This is a genomic window from Snodgrassella alvi, assembly GCF_002777745.1.
Lineage (GTDB): Bacteria > Pseudomonadota > Gammaproteobacteria > Burkholderiales > Neisseriaceae > Snodgrassella > Snodgrassella alvi_D.
In genome coordinates, this window is the sequence record NZ_MEIO01000025.1 from 83500 (window position 1) to 102503 (window position 19004).

Below are 19004 nucleotides of genomic sequence, written 5' to 3' on the forward strand. Positions count from 1 at the left end.
CTTTTTTATTAAATAATTATTTGCTGAGTATGTGACACACAATACTGTCAACGCGTAAGACTAAGATATTCTGATATTCATACTTTAGTTATTACCAGTATTCATCTTCATCGGGCAGGGAAGTGTGTGCCCATGCTTGCTGCATAGCAGAGTGAATAATATCCATACCAAAGCCGCGATAGGCCAGAAAATGCATATATCTATGTTTTTCTTTTAAATCAGCTGGCGGCTTACGGTATTTTTTTTGTAACACAGTCACAGCATTGGTTATCTGTTCATCTTTATTGGGTAAATAATCTGCAATCAGATCTGCATTAACTCCTTTTTGCTTCAGACTTTGCTGTAGACGCAGATTGCCATGCATCCTGCTTTTACTATTGACATAAGTTTCAGTATAACGCGCATCCGATTGCCAGTGTCGCTGTTCTAGCTCATCGAGCAGGGCTTCTAGATTGTCGTCCTCACCAACATGCGGGCGTAGTTTACGTGCCAGCTCGGCTCTGCTGATCTCTTGCCGTGCCAGTATGGTAATCGCGCGGGCTCGTAAACTGATTTTTTGCTTCATGCGCGGATATCGCTGTCACCATGATGACGCATACCATCATCAATCTGTGGCAGATTATCGATAATAATGTCGGGTTTGGTTTCGGCATTTTGTGCCAGCTGTCCCATGTCGGCATAGCCCCAAGTTACTCCACAGCTTAATGCACCGGCGGCCTTAGCTGCCAGAATATCATTGGCTGAGTCGCCTACCATCAATAAATTTCCGATTGGCACACCTAATACTTCCGCCGTGTGTAGTAAAGGCATGGGAGAAGGTTTTTTTTCAGCAAGTGTATCGCCGCCCACAACCAGACTAAATGCATCAGCCAGCCCGAGCTGGCACAATAACTCCACGGCCAGAATTTCATTTTTATTGGTGATTATTGCTAAAGGTAAACCTCGGGTACGGAATAGAGCCAGTGCAGTTTCTACTTCTGGATAAGGACGGGTGTGGACACTTAAATGAGTGCGGTAATAGGCAATAAAAGCAGTAAAGCCCTGAGTCCAGCTTGCTTCATCCGCCTGTCCATCCCTTCTGCCGCTGAGTGCCCGATGTACTAGACTAGACAAACCATCACCTACATAGGTGGTTAGTTCAGCGGCTGGTAATGGCGGCAGGTTTAATTCAGCGCGCATATGATTGGCAGCAGCACATAAATCGGCAATTGAATCGACCAGAGTACCATCTAGATCGAATGCTATAGCATGAATATCATTCCATTTCATGATAATAAGCCGTATTGTTTGAGTGAAAGGAGCACCCATTTTATCATGTTCAAACCGTAGATATGGCTACTAGTCTTGATACATTTACCCTGTTTAGCAGTCATTTTTATTTGGCATTGAAACTGGTCTGGCAAAAATAGTTAGTGCTTGCTTTAAATACTGTTAACTGATAATGGGCTGGATAGGGTCGCGGCTGAATATATAAGTAATATGCTGTTTAAATTCAGTACCGGCACGCAGGATATTATTAGGAAAAGCTGGTTGGTTAGGAGCATCTGTATAACCCTGAGGTTCGAAGCAGATAGCCGCAAATGGTCGGAGAGATTTACGTTGTGGTACCTGCTGCTCGGGCAGATTCTGAGCGTTATAAACTACCATTACTGGTGCATCGGTTTTAACATCCATAGATAAACCAGTGTCTGGTGCGCTTAAACGAGCAATAATATTATTGGCTGAATGCGGGGGTAATACATAGGCCGTATCAATAATACTATTGGCAATTGGACGTGCAGAATGAAAATCAAGTGCTGCCGATGCTTTGGCAATGGTGCCGGTTGGCATCATATCCTTATCAGTAACGATAACTTCCTGCGGTAACAGCCACAATTGATGCTCGCTAACCGTATTTTCATGCAAGGCCAGATTAAAATAACTGTGTTGGGTAAGATTAATAAAGGTGTCCTGATCTGATTGAGCACTAAAATCAACATTCAATTCATTATTTGCGGTCAGGGTATAACATACCTGTACATTCAGGTTGCCCGGGTAGCCTTCCTCACCATCGGCACTGAATAATTGCAATGTAACGGAAGCTGCATGTTCATCAGCACAAGTAGCACTGACAGACCACCATTTCTGATCAAATCCGGTATAACCACCATGCATATGATGTTCACCTAGATTAGGTGTCAGCTGAAAAACTTTCTGATTGAGCTGGGTTCGGGCATAGCTGATACGTCCGGCATGGCGGCCGATGACCGCACCCAAGTGCGGGTTGTTTGTACGATAGCAGGTACTGGCATAGTCTTCAGCACTATCAAAGCCCAGAACACATTCAACAGGCTTGTTGTCTCTGTCGAGTATTACAATTGAAGTAATAATCGCACCAAAATCCATAATCGACACTTGCATACCATCACGGTTTGCCAGTGTCCATAAGGTAGCACTTTCACCATCTATCAAGCCGAAGGATTGAGTGTCAATCGTACATAATGATTGTTTATTTTGTTTCATTCTGGCCGGCCTCCTCATCAAGATTATGTAAAAACGCCAGTTTTTCCGCGATTTTAATTTCTAATCCGCGAGTTACTGGCTGATAGAATGCTGGTTCATCCATACCTTCCGGCATGTAGGTTTCACCGGCCGCATAAGCATGCGGTTCATCATGGGCATAACGGTATTCATGGCCGTAACCCAGTTCTTCCATCAGTTTAGTAGGTGCATTGCGCAAATGTACCGGCACTTCACTGGAAGAGTGTTTTTTGACAAATGCCCGCGCCTCATTATAAGCCACATAACCTGCATTACTTTTAGCAGCACAGGCCAGATACAACACTGCCTGTGCCAGAGCCAGTTCACCTTCAGGGCTGCCAAGCCGTTCAAAGGTTAGGGCAGCATCATTGGCTATCTGCATTGCCCGCGGATCAGCCAGACCAATATCTTCCCAAGCCATGCGGATAATCCGCCGTGCCAGATAGCGTGGATCCGCACCGCCATCCAGCATACGGCTAAACCAGTATAGGGCAGCATTGGGGTGGGAGCCACGCACGGATTTATGTAGTGCCGAAATCTGCTCGTAAAAGCTGTCACCACCTTTATCAAAGCGACGTAACTGGGTACCCAGACTACTGGCCGTTAAGGCCGCACTGATTTCAGTTTGCTGTTGTGACTGTGTGGTATGAATAAGTTGTTCAAGTAAATTCAGAAAGCGCCGTCCGTCACCATCGGCACTATGGAGCACTAATGTCTGCGCATCAGTATCAATGCTGAGTGATTTGAATTCAGGTAAGCTGAAAACTTTTTGCTGTAGCTGTAGCAGTTCTTCGATACTAAGTGAATGGAGAGTATAAACCTGCGACCGGCTTAAAAGTGCCGGATTAACTTCGAAAGAAGGATTTTCTGTAGTGGCACCAATAAAGGTAAACAGACCGTTTTCTACATAAGGTAAAAACGCATCCTGTTGTGATTTATTAAAGCGATGTACTTCATCTACAAACAGAATAGTACGCTGGTCATGTTGCAAAGCCAGTTGGGCTTTTTCCACCGCAGAGCGAATTTCTTTTACTCCAGAAAAAACCGCAGACAGCGGAATAAACTGAGCATTAAAGCTCTGTGCCAGAATTCTTGCCAGCGTGGTTTTACCTACTCCGGGCGGTCCCCAAAGGAGCATTGAGTGTAAATGTCCGCTTTCTACAGCAACTCGTAATGGCTTACCGGTACCAATCAGATGTTGCTGGCCAATGACTTCGTCCAGATTCTGCGGACGTAGCTGTTCTGCCAGTGGGGGTAAAGGTTTCTGATTAAATAAATCCATATCGTGGCATTCAATACACGGTAGTTCGTGTAATATATTGTACCTGATTGTATAAATTTTGCCCGGCATGTAACTAGGGCATTATGTGTATAATCAGCATGGTCACATATCTTATAAAAGGACAATTATATTCTAGTCTTTTTTTAATCAGTTGAAAAATAATGATTAAAGTATTGTTTTTTATAGTATTGGTAACAAATGTTTATGTTAAATATGGCCAAAATTCAGGGTACGGACTGGTCTCTGGTATTGCCGGATTATAATTAATCAGGAGTGTTAGTTTAGTCAGTTGGTGCGTGCAGGATTATTTGACGCATTAAGAGTGGATAAACAATATTGTAACTGTGTTGCAGAACATCCCAGACGCAAGCTCAGTATGAAAGAGGTTGTAAAGATGGTTGATCTTCAGGTTCGCCTGCAAAGAGTAGCAGGATTCTCTGCATCACAGGCTAGAGTATGCAGGTTAAAATTACAGCATTATTAACTATAGTTCAGATATGATTAGCTAATCATACAGGAGAAAAGATGAAATATATTAGTACCAGAGGGCAGACAGCACCGAAAAATTTCAGTCAGGCATTAATGGCCGGTCTGGCCGATGATGGCGGTTTATTATTGCCAGAAAGCTATCCGCATGTAGATGCCATTACCCTGCATGACTGGCGCTCATTAAGCTATGCCGAACTGGCTATGCAGATTATTAGTCTGTTCGTAACCGATATTCCTAAAGCGGATTTACAGACAATCATTAATAAAACTTACACCGCAGAAGTGTTTGGCAGTCACGAAATCACTCCTCTGAGAATATTGCATGATGGTATCTGTATTGAAGCACTCTCGAATGGATCAACACTGGCATTTAAAGACATGGCCATGCAGTTGCTGGGTAATCTGTTTGAATACGTGCTGGAGCGCGAAAACCGTTATCTGAATATTATTGGTGCTACCAGTGGCGATACTGGTTCTGCTGCTGAATATGCTTTGCGTGGCAAGGAACGGGTAAATGTATTCATGTTATCGCCATTTGGCAAAATGAGCGATTTTCAGCGTGCGCAGATGTATAGTTTGCAGGACAGTAATATCTTCAATATTGCCATTAAGGGCATGTTTGACGATTGTCAGGATATTGTGAAAGCATTGCAAAATGATCATGCCTTCAAAGCTCATTATCACCTGAGTACAGTGAACTCCATCAATTGGGGAAGGATTGTGGCACAGGTAGTGTACTACTTTAAAGGCTATTTTGCCGCTACAAGTACTAATGAGCAGAAAGTATCATTTTGTGTACCCAGTGGTAATTTTGGCAATGTACTGGCCGGACATATTGCCCGTAGTATGGGCTTGCCTGTTCATCGTCTGCTTGTGGCTACTAATGAAAACGATGTATTGAACGAATTTTTCAATACTGGTCATTACCGTCCTCGCGATGCAGCGCATACTTTTGTCACTTCCAGCCCATCAATGGACATCTCCAAAGCATCCAATTTCGAACGCTTTGTTTACGACTTACTCGACCATGATGGCGCACAGGTTCAGCAGCTATGGCAGCAGGTTGCTTCTGGTAATGGATTTGATTTAAGCCATCTGCTGGATAAAATTCAGCATCAGTATGGCTTTGCTGCCGGTAAAAGTACCCATGCTGACCGCCTGCAAACCATTGCGCAAGTGTATGCACAAGATAATCAACTAATTGATCCACATACTGCGGATGGGGTAAAGGTAGCGAGGCAGTTGCGCGAAGCAGGCGAAATCATGATCTGTCTGGAAACTGCGCAGGCCGCCAAATTTGCCCAAACCATTCATGAGGCAGTGGGGGAGGGAGTGGTGATTCCACGCCCTGATAATCTTGCCGGATTAGAGGATTTACCTCAACATGTTACTGTGATGGACAATGATACTGCTGCGGTTAAACAATTTGTAGAAGCTCAGTTGGGGTAAGTAAACCAGCCAATCGGAATTTGTTTTTGCAATTGTGTATCATAAAGAAAGGCCAGCATGTTTATGCTGGCCTTTGCTGATTTCATTTAAAAATTATCTGGATTTTCCAGTTTGTCTACTTTCTGTTTTAACTCTTCTGGAGTCAGTGCAATTTCCTCACTCGGATCAGCGGCCGCTGTAGCCACAGCTATCGGATTATATACGGAAATGTACTCTGAACCATCGGAGCGTTCCTCAATGGTATACATAACACCACTGCGGTTAAAGCGGTGACACTGGCGCTGGTACCAGCCGCGAAAACCAGCTTTCGGCTCATTTGGGTTGTGATAAAACGCATTGAGCACTTCGGGTAAACCAAGACCACATACTACACCGGAAAGCAGTACACAGATAAAGGTGTATCCAACCAGAATATCACTGTATTTGGCCAGTGCCGGCATATTGGCTACAGCCAGAATCAAAGCCAGTGAAATACCACCGCGTACCCCGCCCCATGACAAAATGGTCAGGCTGCCATGATAGCTTTTCTTGTACACTTTCGGAAACAGCATAAATGCCAGTATATTGCCAATGAAACGGCTCAAATGCAGCAATACGAACGCTACAATACCACCGATAACCAACGTTTTGCTCATGTCAACGATAAAGAGTTCCAAACCAATCAGGGTAAACAAGAACGAATTAATAATACCCTCTACCGCATGCCAGAAATTATTAACGTCATCAATTTCTTTCTTCTGTAGTACTTCCTGCCATTTGTTGCCGACAATCAGGCCGCCTACCACACAGGCAATCGGGCCGGATGCATGAGCAAAATAAGCTACTAGATACGAACCGGAAGCCAGCAGTGCTGTTGCCAGAATCAGTGACTCATTTTCATGTTTACCACGCAGGAGGCGCAGTGCACCAATACCGAAAATAAATCCGATAATCACCGCGACCACAATTTCATAGAAAAAATTCTCTACCACACCAATTGGTGAAACATGCTGTCCGCTAATCAGGGTAAGAATAGTCATGAATACCACAATACACATGGCATCATTGAATAATGATTCACCTTCCAGCTTTACCATCAAGTGGCGAGGAGTGCGCACTGAGCTTAATACACCCTTAATGCCGATAGGGTCTGTAGCCCCAAGAGCTGAGCCTAACAATAGCAACACCAGCAGGGGTACATGATCACCAACCAGAAACTGGAATGCATAAAGCAGGCTGCCAAAGAGTGCCGCACATAACAATAAGCCCAATGTAGCCAGAATCAGAATCTGGCGCCAGTAGCGTTTTAAATCAGAAATTTTGAATTTTAGGGCAGAGGAGGTCAGGATGAAACAGATTACTCCGTTTACCAGAAAATCATAAAAATTAATATGACTAACAGCGGCTTTTAACGCCATGATATCCACATGGATAAAATGATTGCGTCCGAACTGATTCATACCCCATTGCAGAGCAAATACCAGAATTGCGGAAACAATTGGCACACCGATGGCCGGAGGCATATCAAATAAACGTTTATTTAACAGTGTGGTGACAATAGACAGCGAAAAAATAACCGTGATTGCCTGTAAAAAAAGTACACTACCCATGCAAATAGTTTTCCTTTATTTAAATGTTGTAATAGATCATTATTGATTCAAATTTATTGTAGTCTGTAGCAAGTTCCCCTTGAATAAAAACATACAATAGTAACTTACGAATCAAACTCATCCAGCAAATCGGGTGCTGGAATAAAATACAGGCTGCCGCTAACAGGAGTGCTGAAATCCAGTAGGCGGTCTACATGCCCTTCAGCATTACCAGTAAACATATTTTGCAGCATCTGATGTGTGATAGCGAAAGAGCGTGCATAACCAATAAAGAATGTGCCATACTCATTTTTCGATGGGCAGGCAAATGCTACATTGGCGCGAACGATTTTCAGCTCATTGCCTTCAGCATCATAAGCTTTACTTACATTGTTATGTGCCGTTTGCGGCTTTTCTTCATCAGAAAGTTCAATATCATTATAGCGGCGGCGGCCAATAACTTTTTCCTGTTCTTCAACAGACAATTGTCGCCAAGCCTGCATATTATGCAGATATTTCTGCGTAAATGCATAGCTTCCATTGCAGAACAATGGGTCTTCATCGCCTACCAATGCATAGTCAGTTCTAGTTATGTCTTCCGGATTCTCCGTACCATCAACAAAACCAATGATGGCGCGTCCATCAAGATAACGAAAGCCACTTACTTCATCAATAGAATAAGTAGCGTCTGCCAGCAATTCATGAATCATTGCCGCCATTTCATAACAGATATCCTGACGATCTGCGCGAATATGAAAAAATAGATCGCCTGGCGTGGCTACGGCTGTATGTCTGGCACCTTTGATGGCGGTAAAGGGCGCCAATTCTTTTGGTTTAGGCTTACCAGGACGCAGCTTGTCCCACGCATCGGAACCGATTCCTATCAATGCATTGAAATTTTCATTGTGAAAACGACCATGCATACTGCGTACTAATGCTGAAAAACCGGTGATGAATTCAAGCACTCTGGCAATAGCTGCATTATTATCCTGAATGCCAAGAGTAATAAATAATGCGCTTTTACCCGGATAGGCTACAACCGGTGGTATTCTGTCCATTGTCATTAATAAATACTTCCCTAAACCAATATTATAGTGAAATTAACAAGTGTTATTAAGTACAAGACTGGCGTAAAAATTAAATATTTTTAACCATACCACGAAAAAAACTTAATATAACCCCCCTTTCAATGTGGCAGCCTGAACCTAGTAGCAAATCTGGCCATCCTCCGCTATCTCTTTCAGTAATGCGGTAAATAAATAGGGATATTAAAGCGTAAAATACGCAAAATATGGATAAGAAACAGTAATTATACCCTAAAAGATCATAAAAGCTTTTATTTGTAGAGAATTTTTCGTTAGTATAGGTTACTTACTGTTACTAACTATTACTCAGAGAGAGCAATGCATCACTCATTTCCACTGGTTGAAACCATCGTTGGTGGTTTATTTTTTGCCTTCGTACTTGGCTACATAGCGCACAAACTGCGTATGCCCCCATTAGTCGGTTACTTGCTGGCAGGTATAATTGTTGGTCCTTATACCAAAGGTTTTACAGCAGATATGCATCTGTCGCAGCAGTTAGCTGAGTTGGGCGTGATTTTGCTGATGTTTGGAGTGGGGCTGCATTTCTCTATCCGTGATTTACTGGCTGTAAAACGAGTAGCGCTACCGGGTGCGCTGATTCAGATAGCGCTGGCTACACTGCTGGGCTGGCTACTTGCTTGGCTGGCAGGCTGGAGTACTGGTGCTGGTGTAGTGTTTGGACTGGCACTATCATGTGCTTCTACCGTTGTGCTGATAGCAGCTTTGCAGCGCTGGCATCTGGGCGATTCTACTCAGGGACGAATTGCTACAGGCTGGCTGATTGTCGAAGACATTGCCATGGTATTTGTGCTGGTGATGATTCCGGCAATGGCACCGGTTTTATCTGGGCAGGGAAGTGTTTCCAGTGCTAATCTGCTTTATTTGCTTGGCAAAACCAGTATACAGATTATTGCCTTTGTACTAGTAATGCTGTTTCTTGGACGCAGGCTGATTCCATGGTCTTTACAGCGGGTAGTTGGCACAGGTAGCCCGGAGCTTTTCCGGCTGGCCGTGATTGCTGTTGCTCTGGGTTGTGCCATACTGGCAAACTATCTTTTTGGCGTATCATTTGCACTGGGCGCTTTTTTTGCTGGTGCCATTATCAGTGAAACCAGCATGAATCATACTGCGGAGGATGCCTCCAATGGTTTGCGCGAGTTTTTTACTGTATTGTTTTTCGTTTCAGTAGGCATGTTGTTTGATCCCAGTATTATTATTCGTGAACCACTACTGCTATTAGCAACCTTGCTGGTAGTGGTGGTAGGCAAAAGTCTGGGAGCATTTTTGATTGTACGGGTATTAAGATATCCGCCACAGACTGCGCTGACAATTGCAGTGGCATTGGCACAGATTGGTGAATTCTCCTTTATGATTGCCAGTCTTGGGTCGGTATACAAAATTCTGCCACCATTAGCTAGTGATCTGATTTTGGGCAGTGCCCTGATTTCAATTATCTGTAATCCATTTTTATTTGTTTGGCTGAATCGTTATCTGGAAAAACAGTGTCAGCAGAAAGCAGTAACAACAGCCAGTGTGACAGATAGCGGTATGTTGTCGGATAAGCCGCATGCGAAGGTAGCTGCACCAATTAAACCGGTATCAATTTATTTTGTTGATGAAGATATGGCGGTAGCGCCTCCTGTAAGTGATCATACTGTACTTGTGGGCGCAGGTCCGATTGGTCAGGAGATAATTAAGCATTTGCAGGCACAGAATGAAACAGTGTATGTACAGGAAAATCGCCTTGAAGTAGTTACCAAATTGCGGGCACGCCAGATACCTGTAGCTTATGGGCATGCATTATCAGATGGCATGCTGGACGCGGTATTTGTAGGTCAGGCCAAAAATCTGATCATTACTATTCAGAATAAAACCGAGATAGTATCGATTATCAAGGCTGCAATAGCGCTCAATCCGCAGCTGCAAATTGTAACTTTCAGCAGATATGAACAAGACAAACAGTTATTTATTCAGGCTGGTGCAACAAAAGTTGTCGATAGCCAGATTGTATTAGCTAATGAAATTATGAACGCATTCGTGCAAGCATAAATCTAGCTGGACTTATAGATGAATCGGGCAAGATTAACAAGATAATCAGAGAACTTAGCTGCAATTTGCTTTATAACTAATTTAAATAGACGGGCATAAACCGGTAAGCGGGTTTATGCCCGTTTCTATCTAACTTGTAATACCATTGATAAACATTTCCAACTGGTTTCGACTAGTAATTTTACTATCGATTTTAATATAGATACTGTGCTCTTCCGGTACGATCAAAACCTGATGTACTCCAGCCTGTTGCAGTAATTGTTGTTGGGCATTATCAGGTAAAATCTGCTTGCTATCCAGAGTTAAACGCAGGCTGGCTACATAGGGCGGTTCATGCATAGTAAAACTAAGCAACAGCCATGCAATAGTTAATCCAATACCGAATAAGAATACTGCATGTGCGCCAGCATGAGCTGCCACCCAGCCACCAAATGTGCCACCGCAGGCTACGCCCAAAAACTGACTGGTAGCATAGATACCCATCGCTGTACCTTTATAACCCGCTGGAGCTTCTTTACTGACCCATGAGGGGAGGAGGGCTTCCATTAGATTAAAGGTAATAAAAAACAATAAAACACCTATAACCAGTGGCCAGAAAGAAATATTAGCTAGCCATAATACAGTTTCAGCGATTAGCAATCCGGCAACACAAAAAATAAACACCTGTCGCATTTTGCGTTTGCTTTCAGCATAAATAATTGGTGGCAGAACAGTAATAAAAGCAATCAACATTGTATATAGATAAATCTGCCAGTGTCTCGCAGCCGGAAAACCTGAGAGTTCGAGTTGTACAGGCAGGGCAATAAAAGTTGACATCAACAGGAAATGCATACAAAAAATACCGATGTTCAGCTTAAATAGCGAATAATTACGCAATACGATACCAAAGCTGCCACGTACCATACCTGAATCACGGTTAAGAACATGAATGCTATTGTCAGGAACAAAAAACAGAGTAAGCACAATAGCGGCTAGTGCCAATGCTGCAATTATCCAGAATAAGCCATGCAACCCTATCGCATGCGTGATTATTGGCCCGCATACCATAGCAATCGCAAATGTAATGCCGAAGCTGATGCCAATGAAAGCCATGGCTTTGGTACGATTCTGCTCACGGGTCAAATCGGATAACAAAGCCATTACGGCAGCCGCAATTGCTCCGCTGCCTTGTAAGGCGCGCCCCAGAATTATTCCCCATATAGAAGTTGTTAACGCAGCAATGATGCTGCCCAGAGTAAAAATCAATAAGCCACCAACAATTAAAGGCTTGCGGCCAAAACGGTCAGACCACAAGCCAAATGGAATCTGTAAAATTGCCTGCATCAGACCATAAATTCCGATTGCCAGTCCAATCAGGCTTTCGCTGGCGCCCTGTAAGGTCATGCCATAGGTAGTTAAAACCGGCAGTACCATAAACATACCCAGCATACGCAGCGAAAAAACTGCCCCTAGTCCCCAGGTTGCACGCCTTTCGGCGAAATTCATTTGTGTATCGTTGTTCTTGGAATTCATTTTGAATACAGCATAAAAGAAAAACCTGCCTATTGTAAAAGAAACAAAGGCAGGTTGGGTGGTTTGCGTATTGTTATGTATTCATGTTCACAATATCAGTCAGCTAGACTTAATACAGTTTGTGACGCCGGAGTCATAAAGTCTACCGACATCATTATGCTTAAGGTAGTGATAGCAATAATCGAAAACACAAACAGTTTGCGTGCCCATATACGGTCATTATTCTGGGCCTTATAGCCAGATAATGCCATGCACAGCCACCACATGCTGACAGCTGCAGCGACCACCAGATATTTGTATCCGGCGTAGCCACCAATAGACAGCATCAATGTTGCAAACATAAAGGCAATGATATAAAACGTGATATGGTGTTTTGCTACCGCAATGCCTTTTACTACCGGTAAAACCGGAATATTAGCAGCCTGATAATCCTTAAAGCGATAAATCGCAATTGCATAAGAGTGTGGCATTTGCCAAAGACTGAAAATTGCCAGCAGAATAAGTGCACCTGCATCAAAATTATTACTTACAGCGCAATAACCGATAACTGGTGGTGCAGCACCCGACAGACTGCCAATTAATGTTCCATAAACAGAATGCCGTTTCATATAGAGACTGTAAATCCCTACATAAACCACAAAGCCCATAACAGATAACCACATGGCCAGTGGATTTGCCCCAAAGTAAAGCACAACAAACCCGGCAATACCCAGTACCGTAGCCAGTGCAAAGGTGACACGCGCAGATGCCAGTCCTCGCGCCAGAACACGATTCTTAGTGCGTTCCATTTTTGGATCAATATCGCGGTCTATGAGGTTATTGAATGCACAGCCAGAGGCTACAACCAAAGACACGCCCAGCAGGGTAAGAATAAGCAGGTAGCCGTTTATGCTGCCTTTGGAAGCCAGCAAAAACCCGCCGACAACCGAAATAAGGTTGCCGACGATAATACCTGGTTTTGTTACTTGCAGGTATGGCTTAATCATGAACTGCCTTTAACCTAACACCATGTTTGCATTAAGGCTCCACATAATCCAGATGGAAAGACCTACCAGCAACACAATTACAATCGCAGTGAAGATAAATGAAATCAGATTCCAACGTTCTTCAGGATCACTGCCCAGATGGAGGAAACATACCAGCTGAACAATAAGCTGCAAAACAGCAGTAATCACAATCACAGCAAACAAAGTTGTTTTATCTGCGGATTGATTCATTACCATCAGAAACGGGATCAGAGTTAATACCACCGACAGGATAAAACCAATGATGTAGTTTTTAGCACTGCCATGTTGTGGGATATGGTCTTGATGGTTTGACTGACTCATAACGCTACCCCCATCAGATATACAATTGAGAACACGCAAATCCACACGATGTCCAGAAAGTGCCAGAACAGGCTTAGGCAGTTGACACGCATACGGTTAACACTGGTCAGACCACGTGAGGCCACCTGAATCATCATAACGGCCATCCAGATCAGGCCAGCAGTAACGTGTAAACCGTGGGTACCCACAAGCGCAAAGAAGCCAGAAAGATAACCACTGCGATCAGGTCCCATACCGTGTGTAATCAGATGATGGAATTCATATAATTCCATTCCGATGAAGCAAGCACCGAATACAAAGGTAACAACCAGCCATAATAAAACCTGACTCTGATTATTGCGGTTCATTGCCAGTACGGCAAAACCGTAGGTAATAGAACTCAATAAAAGAGCAAAAGTTTCTACTAGCACAAAAGGAAGCTCGAAAATGTCCTTACCGCCCGGGCCACCAGCCGTGCCCGGGAGGAGCACGATATAGGTGGCAAACAGACAAGAGAACAAAATCAAGTCACTCATCAGGTAAATCCAGAACCCGAATACCTTCAGTGAACCGTTGTCGTGGTGAGCGTGTTCTGACGTCTTACCGTGAATCAAGGTTTCAGTTGACATTATTTCAGTCCTGCTTTAGTTAATTCATTAAAACGTTTGCTTTCAATAGCTTCAATTTCTGCAACCGGAACATAGTAATCCACGTCCTGATCAAAGCTCTTGGCAATGAGACTAATAATCATGCCAGCGAAGCCAACGATAGCCATCCACCAGATATGCCAGATCATGGCAAAACCGAAAATCAGAGAGAACCCGCTGATAACCAAACCGGCAGCAGTGTTTTTCGGCATATGAATTTCTTCATATTTAGCTGGTTTCTTGTAAGCAATACCTTTTTCTTTTTCGTCCCAGAATGCATCACGATTTTCAACCAGTGGCTGCACTGCGAAGTTGTAGAAAGGTACTGGAGAAGAAGTTGACCATTCCAGTGTGCGGCCGTCCCATGGATCACCAGTAACATCAAGGTTTTCCTTGCGGTGCAGGCAGGAAACAACAACCTGAATCACCATGCAGGCTACACCTAAAGCAATGATGGCGGCACCAGCAGCAGCTACACAAAGTAAATTATGGAAGGCTGGATCAATATGCTGGCTTAGACGGCGGGTCATACCCATGAAGCCCAGTGCATATAATGGCATGAATGCTACAAAGAAGCCGATAAACCAGCACCAGAAAGCACGTTTACCCCATTTTTCATCCAGCTTGAAGCCAAATGCTTTCGGAAACCAGTAATTGAAAGCAGCAAACAAGCCAAATACCACGCCACCGATAATAGTGTTATGGAAGTGGGCAACAAGGAATAAACTGCCATGCAGTACAAAGTCTGCACCCGGTACGGCCAATAGCACACCTGTCATACCACCGACAGAGAAAGTGATAATAAAGCCTACAGTCCACAGCATTGGTACATGGAAAGAAATACGGCCTTCATACATGGTAAACAACCAGTTGAATATTTTCACCCCAGTAGGAATGGAAATAATCATGGTGGCGATACCGAAGAACGCATTGACATTGGCACCTGAACCCATGGTAAAAAAGTGGTGCAGCCATACGATGAATGACAGTATGGTAATACACACAGTTGCCCAAACCATAGAGGTGTAACCAAACATGGTTTTGCGTGAGAAAGTAGCAGTAACTTCTGAATACACACCAAATATCGGCAATATCAGAATATATACTTCCGGGTGACCCCATGCCCAGATCAGATTGATGTACATCATCATGTTACCGCCCAGCTCATTAGTAAAGAAGTGGGTACCGAGGTAACGATCCAATGTCAGCATTGCTACAGATGCAGTCAGAATAGGGAAAGAAGTCAGAATCAGAATATTGCTACAGAAAGATGCCCAGCAGAAGATAGGCATTTTCATCAAGGTCATGCCAGGAGCACGCATTTTCAGGATGGTAGCAATAAAGTTAACCGCACTTACTGTTGTTCCGATCCCCGATATCTGCAAGCTCCAGATCCAGTAATCAACACCTACACCCGGACTGAATTCTAGACCAGACAAAGGCGGATAGGCCAACCAGCCGGTTTGGGCAAACTCACCCAGACCCAGAGAAAGGTTAACCAGTACTACGCTAACAACAGTAAACCAGAAACCTAGATTATTCAGGAATGGATAAGCCACATCACGCGCACCCAGCTGTAGCGGAATGATAAAGTTCATCAAGCCGATAACAAAAGGCATCGCAACAAAGAAAATCATGATTACACCGTGGGCGGTGAAAATCTGATCATAGTGGTGAGGCGGCAAAAAACCGTCACTGGTACCAGAAGAGGCAAGTACCTGCTGGCCACGCATCATAACTGCATCGGCAAAACCACGTACCAGCATCACTATAGCGACGATGATATACATGATACCAATACGTTTATGGTCAACTGTGGTAAACCATTCTTTCCACAGATAGCCCCATTTGTGAAAATACGTAATTGCACCTACCAGCGCCAAACCAATGACGATGATAGCTGTAATCGTTACCATGACAATAGGTTCATGGAACGGTATCGCATCTAAAGATAATTTTCCGAACATTGTTTATTTCCTCGCAAGCTTACTCAGCACTGCTGGCAGCACTGGCCTGTAGAGCTGCCGGCATATTGTGATTGGCAAATTTAGCAATCACATTACCGTACAAACTCGGATTTGCGCTGGAGAAATATTCCACTTTGTGGAATTGACTTGGCGCAGCCAGTTTGTTGAATGAAGCCATGTCATTAAGTGTATTGGGTGACTGTTTCACCTTATCCACCCACTGATTGAAGCTGGCTTCATCCGGTGTAGCAATGGCAGTAAATTTCATGCCAGAGAAACCGGCACCGCTGTAGCTTGATGAAATACCTTTATATTCACCGGCGGTATCGGCAACCAGATGCAGCTTGGTTTGCATACCAGCCATAGCATAAATCTGACTGCCCAGCTGGGGAATGAAGAATGAATTCATCACTGTATTAGAAGTGATTTTGAATTCCACCGGGGTATCTTTCGGGAAAGCAATTTCATTAACTGTGGCAATACCCTGTTCTGGGTAGATAAACAGCCATTTCCAGTCTAATGAAATTACTTCAATTACTACCGGTTTCTTATCACTTTCCAGCGGACGGTAAGGATCCAGAGAGTGAGTGGTTTTCCAAGTGATTGTTCCCAAAATGAGAATAATCAGGATAGGAATACCCCAAACTATGGCCTCAAGTTTATTGGAATGCGCCCATTTCGGTGAATACTTGGCATTGCTACCCTCTTTATATTTCAGAGAGAATAGAATTGCCATAATGATCACCGGAATAACGACTATCAACATCAAGCCTAAGGCTGTCAGTATCAGCGTGCGTTCTTCCTGACCTATATGGCCTTTAGGGTTTAGCAGAGCCGCATCACAGCCGCTTAAAAGAAGCGAACCAATCAGCATCGTCAATACTATCCCTGAGAGCTTACTTAATTTCATGTAACGACCTCAACATTACGGGAAACACGATTAACGTTTGTAAAAAACGGGAGTTACTATTTTAAGACAATGTTGCCAAACTGTATATTGTCTAAAGCTATATGATATTTAATGTATAGCAAATAAAACTAAGGATAATTTAATTTTACGACAATATTAAATATATAAATCAAATGTTTATTTTTGCGAGTAATAAATATTTAGAGATGATAGAACTGGAGAAGGTAATTAAGTTAATATACTAATACAATAATTAACATATAATTTTTGTAATTTGATTACACAGATGTTGTAAAAATATCAACTTCTTGAAAATAAATATTTGATATATAATATAAATGCTTATTACGGATAAAATGATTAACTGTACTATATTTACATTATGCCAATGCATGTAAATAATAAAAATTTTAATCTATATCAAAATTTTTATTATTTTTAAAGCAGAATGTTGTTTTTAAATATTTTTTTAAATGACTAAAACTCTGAATCAACTGGTTTTGAATTTATATATTTGTTTTTAAATTAAATTTAATGGATATGTATTGATTTAAACAATAGGCAATGTGTTGTAAATATATCTGCGATATTCTATCAGTAACTATCTGTATTGATGAAAATGCATAATGAAAGCATGCTACAGGGTTACTATTAGGTTATTATTTTTTCTTATATTTTTTAAGAGTTCACTTTTCATACTGCAGTAGCTTATGCAGGCATAAAGCAATTGTCATGCCATTTTAGTGGCAGATAAGTGAAGAATCAGTTTTTATTGTCATAATACAAACTAATGAATTATGTGGTTAAACTAATGCGTAAGATTTAATGTAAAGGATATAAATATATTCAGCCTCTTTTAAAGTCTACATCGATAAAAATTAGACAAATAAAGAGTAGGTGAAGAATGTTTCAATATATGGTTGCATTCGTCTTAAGCCAGTCAGTATAAAAACTGACCGTATAACTGAAGCGGCTGAACGCAACCATAGCACTATAATATATCCATAAATGAAAATGGCACTATTGACGTAAACGCTGTGCAGCATCCAGAGCAAAATAGGTGAGAATACCATCAGCCCCCGCACGTTTAAATGCCAGCAGACTTTCCAGAATTACCTTATCTGCATCAAGCCAGCCATTTTGAATAGCTGCCTGTAGCATTGCATATTCTCCTGATACCTGATACGCATAAGTAGGTACTGCAAATTCATCTTTAACCCGTCTTATCACATCCAGATAGGGCATGCCCGGCTTAATCATTACCATATCCGCACCCTCAGCAATATCCAGTGCTACTTCATGCAGTGCCTCATTACTGTTTGCCGGATCCATCTGGTAAGTATATTTATTACCCTTGCCCAGATTACCAGCACTGCCTACTGCGTTGCGAAATGGTCCATAGAAAGCAGAAGCATATTTGGCCGCGTAAGACATTATTCGTGTATGGATAAAACCATTTGTTTCCAATGCTTCGCGAACAGCCCCAATACGGCCATCCATCATATCGCTTGGAGAAAGGATATCGGCACCGGCGTCAGCGTGTGACAGTGATTGTTTAATAATCGCTTCAATGGTTTCATCATTCTTAATATAACCATTTTCGTCTGGTAAACCATCCTGTCCATGAGTAGTGTATGGATCCAGAGCCTGATCGGCCATCACCCCCAATTCTGGAAAGCGTGCTTTCAAGGCTCGGATAGCTTTCTGAATAATGCCATTTTCATCCCATGCAGCACGTCCGTCTGCGGTTTTACTGTCTGGATTGGGTACACCAAATAAATCCAGTACCGGTATACCTAGCTCCAGTGCCCGTTCTGCTACCTTTAATAGTTCATCAATTGATAAACGTTCGACTCCTGGCATACACGCAACAGGTATGCGTCCAGTTTCCTCATGCACAAATAAAGGCAAAATAAAATCATTGGCTGTTAATACAGTTTCACGCATCATGCGGCGTGAAAAGTCATCATGCCGCATACGACGCATACGTGTATTAGGCATGATTCGCGGAGGGAAATTCATAATAGCAATCCTGATATTTTTATGGAAAAGGGCACAGCTAACATAATAAGTTGGCTGAAATCCCAAGCCTGTAAGGCTTTTGAAATTCATATTACTATTTTAAACCCTTTTAAACAGGAGTTCTAATAACACATCAGAATGCTAATTTATACAGCTACTAAAATTTTACACTGGAGTTAAAATTATATTCATAGAAT

At 42.7% G+C, this 19004-nt stretch carries 15 protein-coding genes; 2 read left to right on the forward strand and 13 right to left on the reverse strand.

Going from position 1 to position 19004, the window contains the following annotated elements; all coding sequences use genetic code 11:
- Positions 1 to 91 precede the first annotated feature (91 nt).
- From recX to BHC51_RS01545, 4 genes are all read right to left on the reverse strand, one after another.
- Positions 92 to 565, reverse strand: a complete 474-nt coding sequence (recX, locus tag BHC51_RS01530; protein WP_100098782.1) for a recombination regulator RecX — start codon at positions 563 to 565, stop codon at positions 92 to 94.
- Positions 562 to 1269: a phosphoglycolate phosphatase gene (locus BHC51_RS01535; protein ID WP_100153156.1), complete on the reverse strand. Its 708-nt coding sequence runs from the start codon at positions 1267 to 1269 to the stop codon at positions 562 to 564. Before BHC51_RS01535 ends, recX begins: the two co-directional genes overlap by 4 nt.
- Before the next feature lie 162 nt (positions 1270 to 1431).
- A complete protein-coding gene (locus BHC51_RS01540) occupies positions 1432 to 2502 on the reverse strand; it encodes an aldose epimerase family protein (RefSeq protein WP_180296400.1) in 1071 nt (356 codons plus the stop codon).
- Positions 2489 to 3802 (reverse strand): replication-associated recombination protein A, encoded by a 1314-nt coding sequence (locus BHC51_RS01545; RefSeq protein ID WP_100135461.1) that lies wholly within the window; start codon positions 3800 to 3802, stop codon positions 2489 to 2491. Before BHC51_RS01545 ends, BHC51_RS01540 begins: the two co-directional genes overlap by 14 nt.
- A gap of 525 nt (positions 3803 to 4327) precedes the next feature.
- On the opposite strand from BHC51_RS01545, the gene thrC reads away from it, so the two are divergent.
- A complete protein-coding gene (gene thrC, locus BHC51_RS01550; RefSeq protein ID WP_100153158.1) occupies positions 4328 to 5740 on the forward strand; it encodes a threonine synthase in 1413 nt (470 codons plus the stop codon).
- Positions 5741 to 5826: 86 nt separating this feature from the next.
- Here thrC and BHC51_RS01555 read toward each other — a convergent pair whose 3' ends face one another.
- Entirely contained in the window at positions 5827 to 7329 is a 1503-nt protein-coding gene (locus BHC51_RS01555; RefSeq protein WP_100098787.1) for a cation:proton antiporter, read from the reverse strand.
- Between the two features lie 104 nt (positions 7330 to 7433).
- Positions 7434 to 8372: a Dyp-type peroxidase gene (locus BHC51_RS01560; protein WP_100153159.1), complete on the reverse strand. Its 939-nt coding sequence runs from the start codon at positions 8370 to 8372 to the stop codon at positions 7434 to 7436.
- A 339-nt stretch (positions 8373 to 8711) separates the two neighbouring features.
- On the opposite strand from BHC51_RS01560, the gene BHC51_RS01565 reads away from it, so the two are divergent.
- Positions 8712 to 10442 carry a cation:proton antiporter domain-containing protein gene (locus tag BHC51_RS01565; protein WP_100153160.1) on the forward strand — a complete coding sequence of 577 codons (1731 nt, stop codon included), beginning with the start codon at positions 8712 to 8714 and terminating at the stop codon, positions 10440 to 10442.
- A gap of 129 nt (positions 10443 to 10571) precedes the next feature.
- Here the strand turns inward: BHC51_RS01565 and BHC51_RS01570 are convergent, their stop codons facing one another.
- From BHC51_RS01570 to hemB, 7 genes are all read right to left on the reverse strand, one after another.
- A complete protein-coding gene (locus BHC51_RS01570; protein ID WP_100153202.1) occupies positions 10572 to 11927 on the reverse strand; it encodes an MFS transporter in 1356 nt (451 codons plus the stop codon).
- Positions 11928 to 12049: 122 nt separating this feature from the next.
- Positions 12050 to 12940, reverse strand: coding sequence for a heme o synthase (gene cyoE / locus BHC51_RS01575; protein WP_100098790.1), 891 nt, complete (start codon positions 12938 to 12940; stop codon positions 12050 to 12052).
- Between the two features lie 9 nt (positions 12941 to 12949).
- Positions 12950 to 13282 carry a cytochrome o ubiquinol oxidase subunit IV gene (gene cyoD, locus BHC51_RS01580; protein WP_100098791.1) on the reverse strand — a complete coding sequence of 111 codons (333 nt, stop codon included), beginning with the start codon at positions 13280 to 13282 and terminating at the stop codon, positions 12950 to 12952.
- The gene (locus BHC51_RS01585; protein ID WP_100153161.1) at positions 13279 to 13890 is read right to left on the reverse strand and encodes a cytochrome o ubiquinol oxidase subunit III; all 612 of its coding nucleotides are present in this window, start codon (positions 13888 to 13890) and stop codon (positions 13279 to 13281) included. The genes cyoD and BHC51_RS01585 overlap by 4 nt, the downstream gene beginning before the upstream one ends.
- The gene (cyoB, locus tag BHC51_RS01590) at positions 13890 to 15875 is read right to left on the reverse strand and encodes a cytochrome o ubiquinol oxidase subunit I (RefSeq protein ID WP_100123701.1); all 1986 of its coding nucleotides are present in this window, start codon (positions 15873 to 15875) and stop codon (positions 13890 to 13892) included. The genes BHC51_RS01585 and cyoB overlap by 1 nt, the downstream gene beginning before the upstream one ends.
- 19 nt (positions 15876 to 15894) lie before the next feature.
- Positions 15895 to 16785 carry a ubiquinol oxidase subunit II gene (gene cyoA / locus BHC51_RS01595; RefSeq protein WP_100098794.1) on the reverse strand — a complete coding sequence of 297 codons (891 nt, stop codon included), beginning with the start codon at positions 16783 to 16785 and terminating at the stop codon, positions 15895 to 15897.
- A gap of 1020 nt (positions 16786 to 17805) precedes the next feature.
- Positions 17806 to 18807 (reverse strand): porphobilinogen synthase, encoded by a 1002-nt coding sequence (gene hemB / locus BHC51_RS01600; RefSeq protein WP_100153162.1) that lies wholly within the window; start codon positions 18805 to 18807, stop codon positions 17806 to 17808.
- Between the last annotated feature and the right edge of the window lie 197 nt (positions 18808 to 19004).

Coding starts and splice junctions, on each gene's coding strand:
- recX (WP_100098782.1), bottom strand. CDS start 565: ATGAAGCAAAAAATCAGTTTACGAGCCCGCGCGATTACCATACTGGCA.
- BHC51_RS01535 (WP_100153156.1), bottom strand. CDS start 1,269: ATGAAATGGAATGATATTCATGCTATAGCATTCGATCTAGATGGTACT.
- BHC51_RS01540 (WP_180296400.1), bottom strand. CDS start 2,502: ATGAAACAAAATAAACAATCATTATGTACGATTGACACTCAATCCTTC.
- BHC51_RS01545 (WP_100135461.1), bottom strand. CDS start 3,802: ATGGATTTATTTAATCAGAAACCTTTACCCCCACTGGCAGAACAGCTA.
- thrC (WP_100153158.1), top strand. CDS start 4,328: ATGAAATATATTAGTACCAGAGGGCAGACAGCACCGAAAAATTTCAGT.
- BHC51_RS01555 (WP_100098787.1), bottom strand. CDS start 7,329: ATGGGTAGTGTACTTTTTTTACAGGCAATCACGGTTATTTTTTCGCTG.
- BHC51_RS01560 (WP_100153159.1), bottom strand. CDS start 8,372: ATGACAATGGACAGAATACCACCGGTTGTAGCCTATCCGGGTAAAAGC.
- BHC51_RS01565 (WP_100153160.1), top strand. CDS start 8,712: ATGCATCACTCATTTCCACTGGTTGAAACCATCGTTGGTGGTTTATTT.
- BHC51_RS01570 (WP_100153202.1), bottom strand. CDS start 11,927: ATGAATTTCGCCGAAAGGCGTGCAACCTGGGGACTAGGGGCAGTTTTT.
- cyoE (WP_100098790.1), bottom strand. CDS start 12,940: ATGATTAAGCCATACCTGCAAGTAACAAAACCAGGTATTATCGTCGGC.
- cyoD (WP_100098791.1), bottom strand. CDS start 13,282: ATGAGTCAGTCAAACCATCAAGACCATATCCCACAACATGGCAGTGCT.
- BHC51_RS01585 (WP_100153161.1), bottom strand. CDS start 13,890: ATGTCAACTGAAACCTTGATTCACGGTAAGACGTCAGAACACGCTCAC.
- cyoB (WP_100123701.1), bottom strand. CDS start 15,875: ATGTTCGGAAAATTATCTTTAGATGCGATACCGTTCCATGAACCTATT.
- cyoA (WP_100098794.1), bottom strand. CDS start 16,785: ATGAAATTAAGTAAGCTCTCAGGGATAGTATTGACGATGCTGATTGGT.
- hemB (WP_100153162.1), bottom strand. CDS start 18,807: ATGAATTTCCCTCCGCGAATCATGCCTAATACACGTATGCGTCGTATG.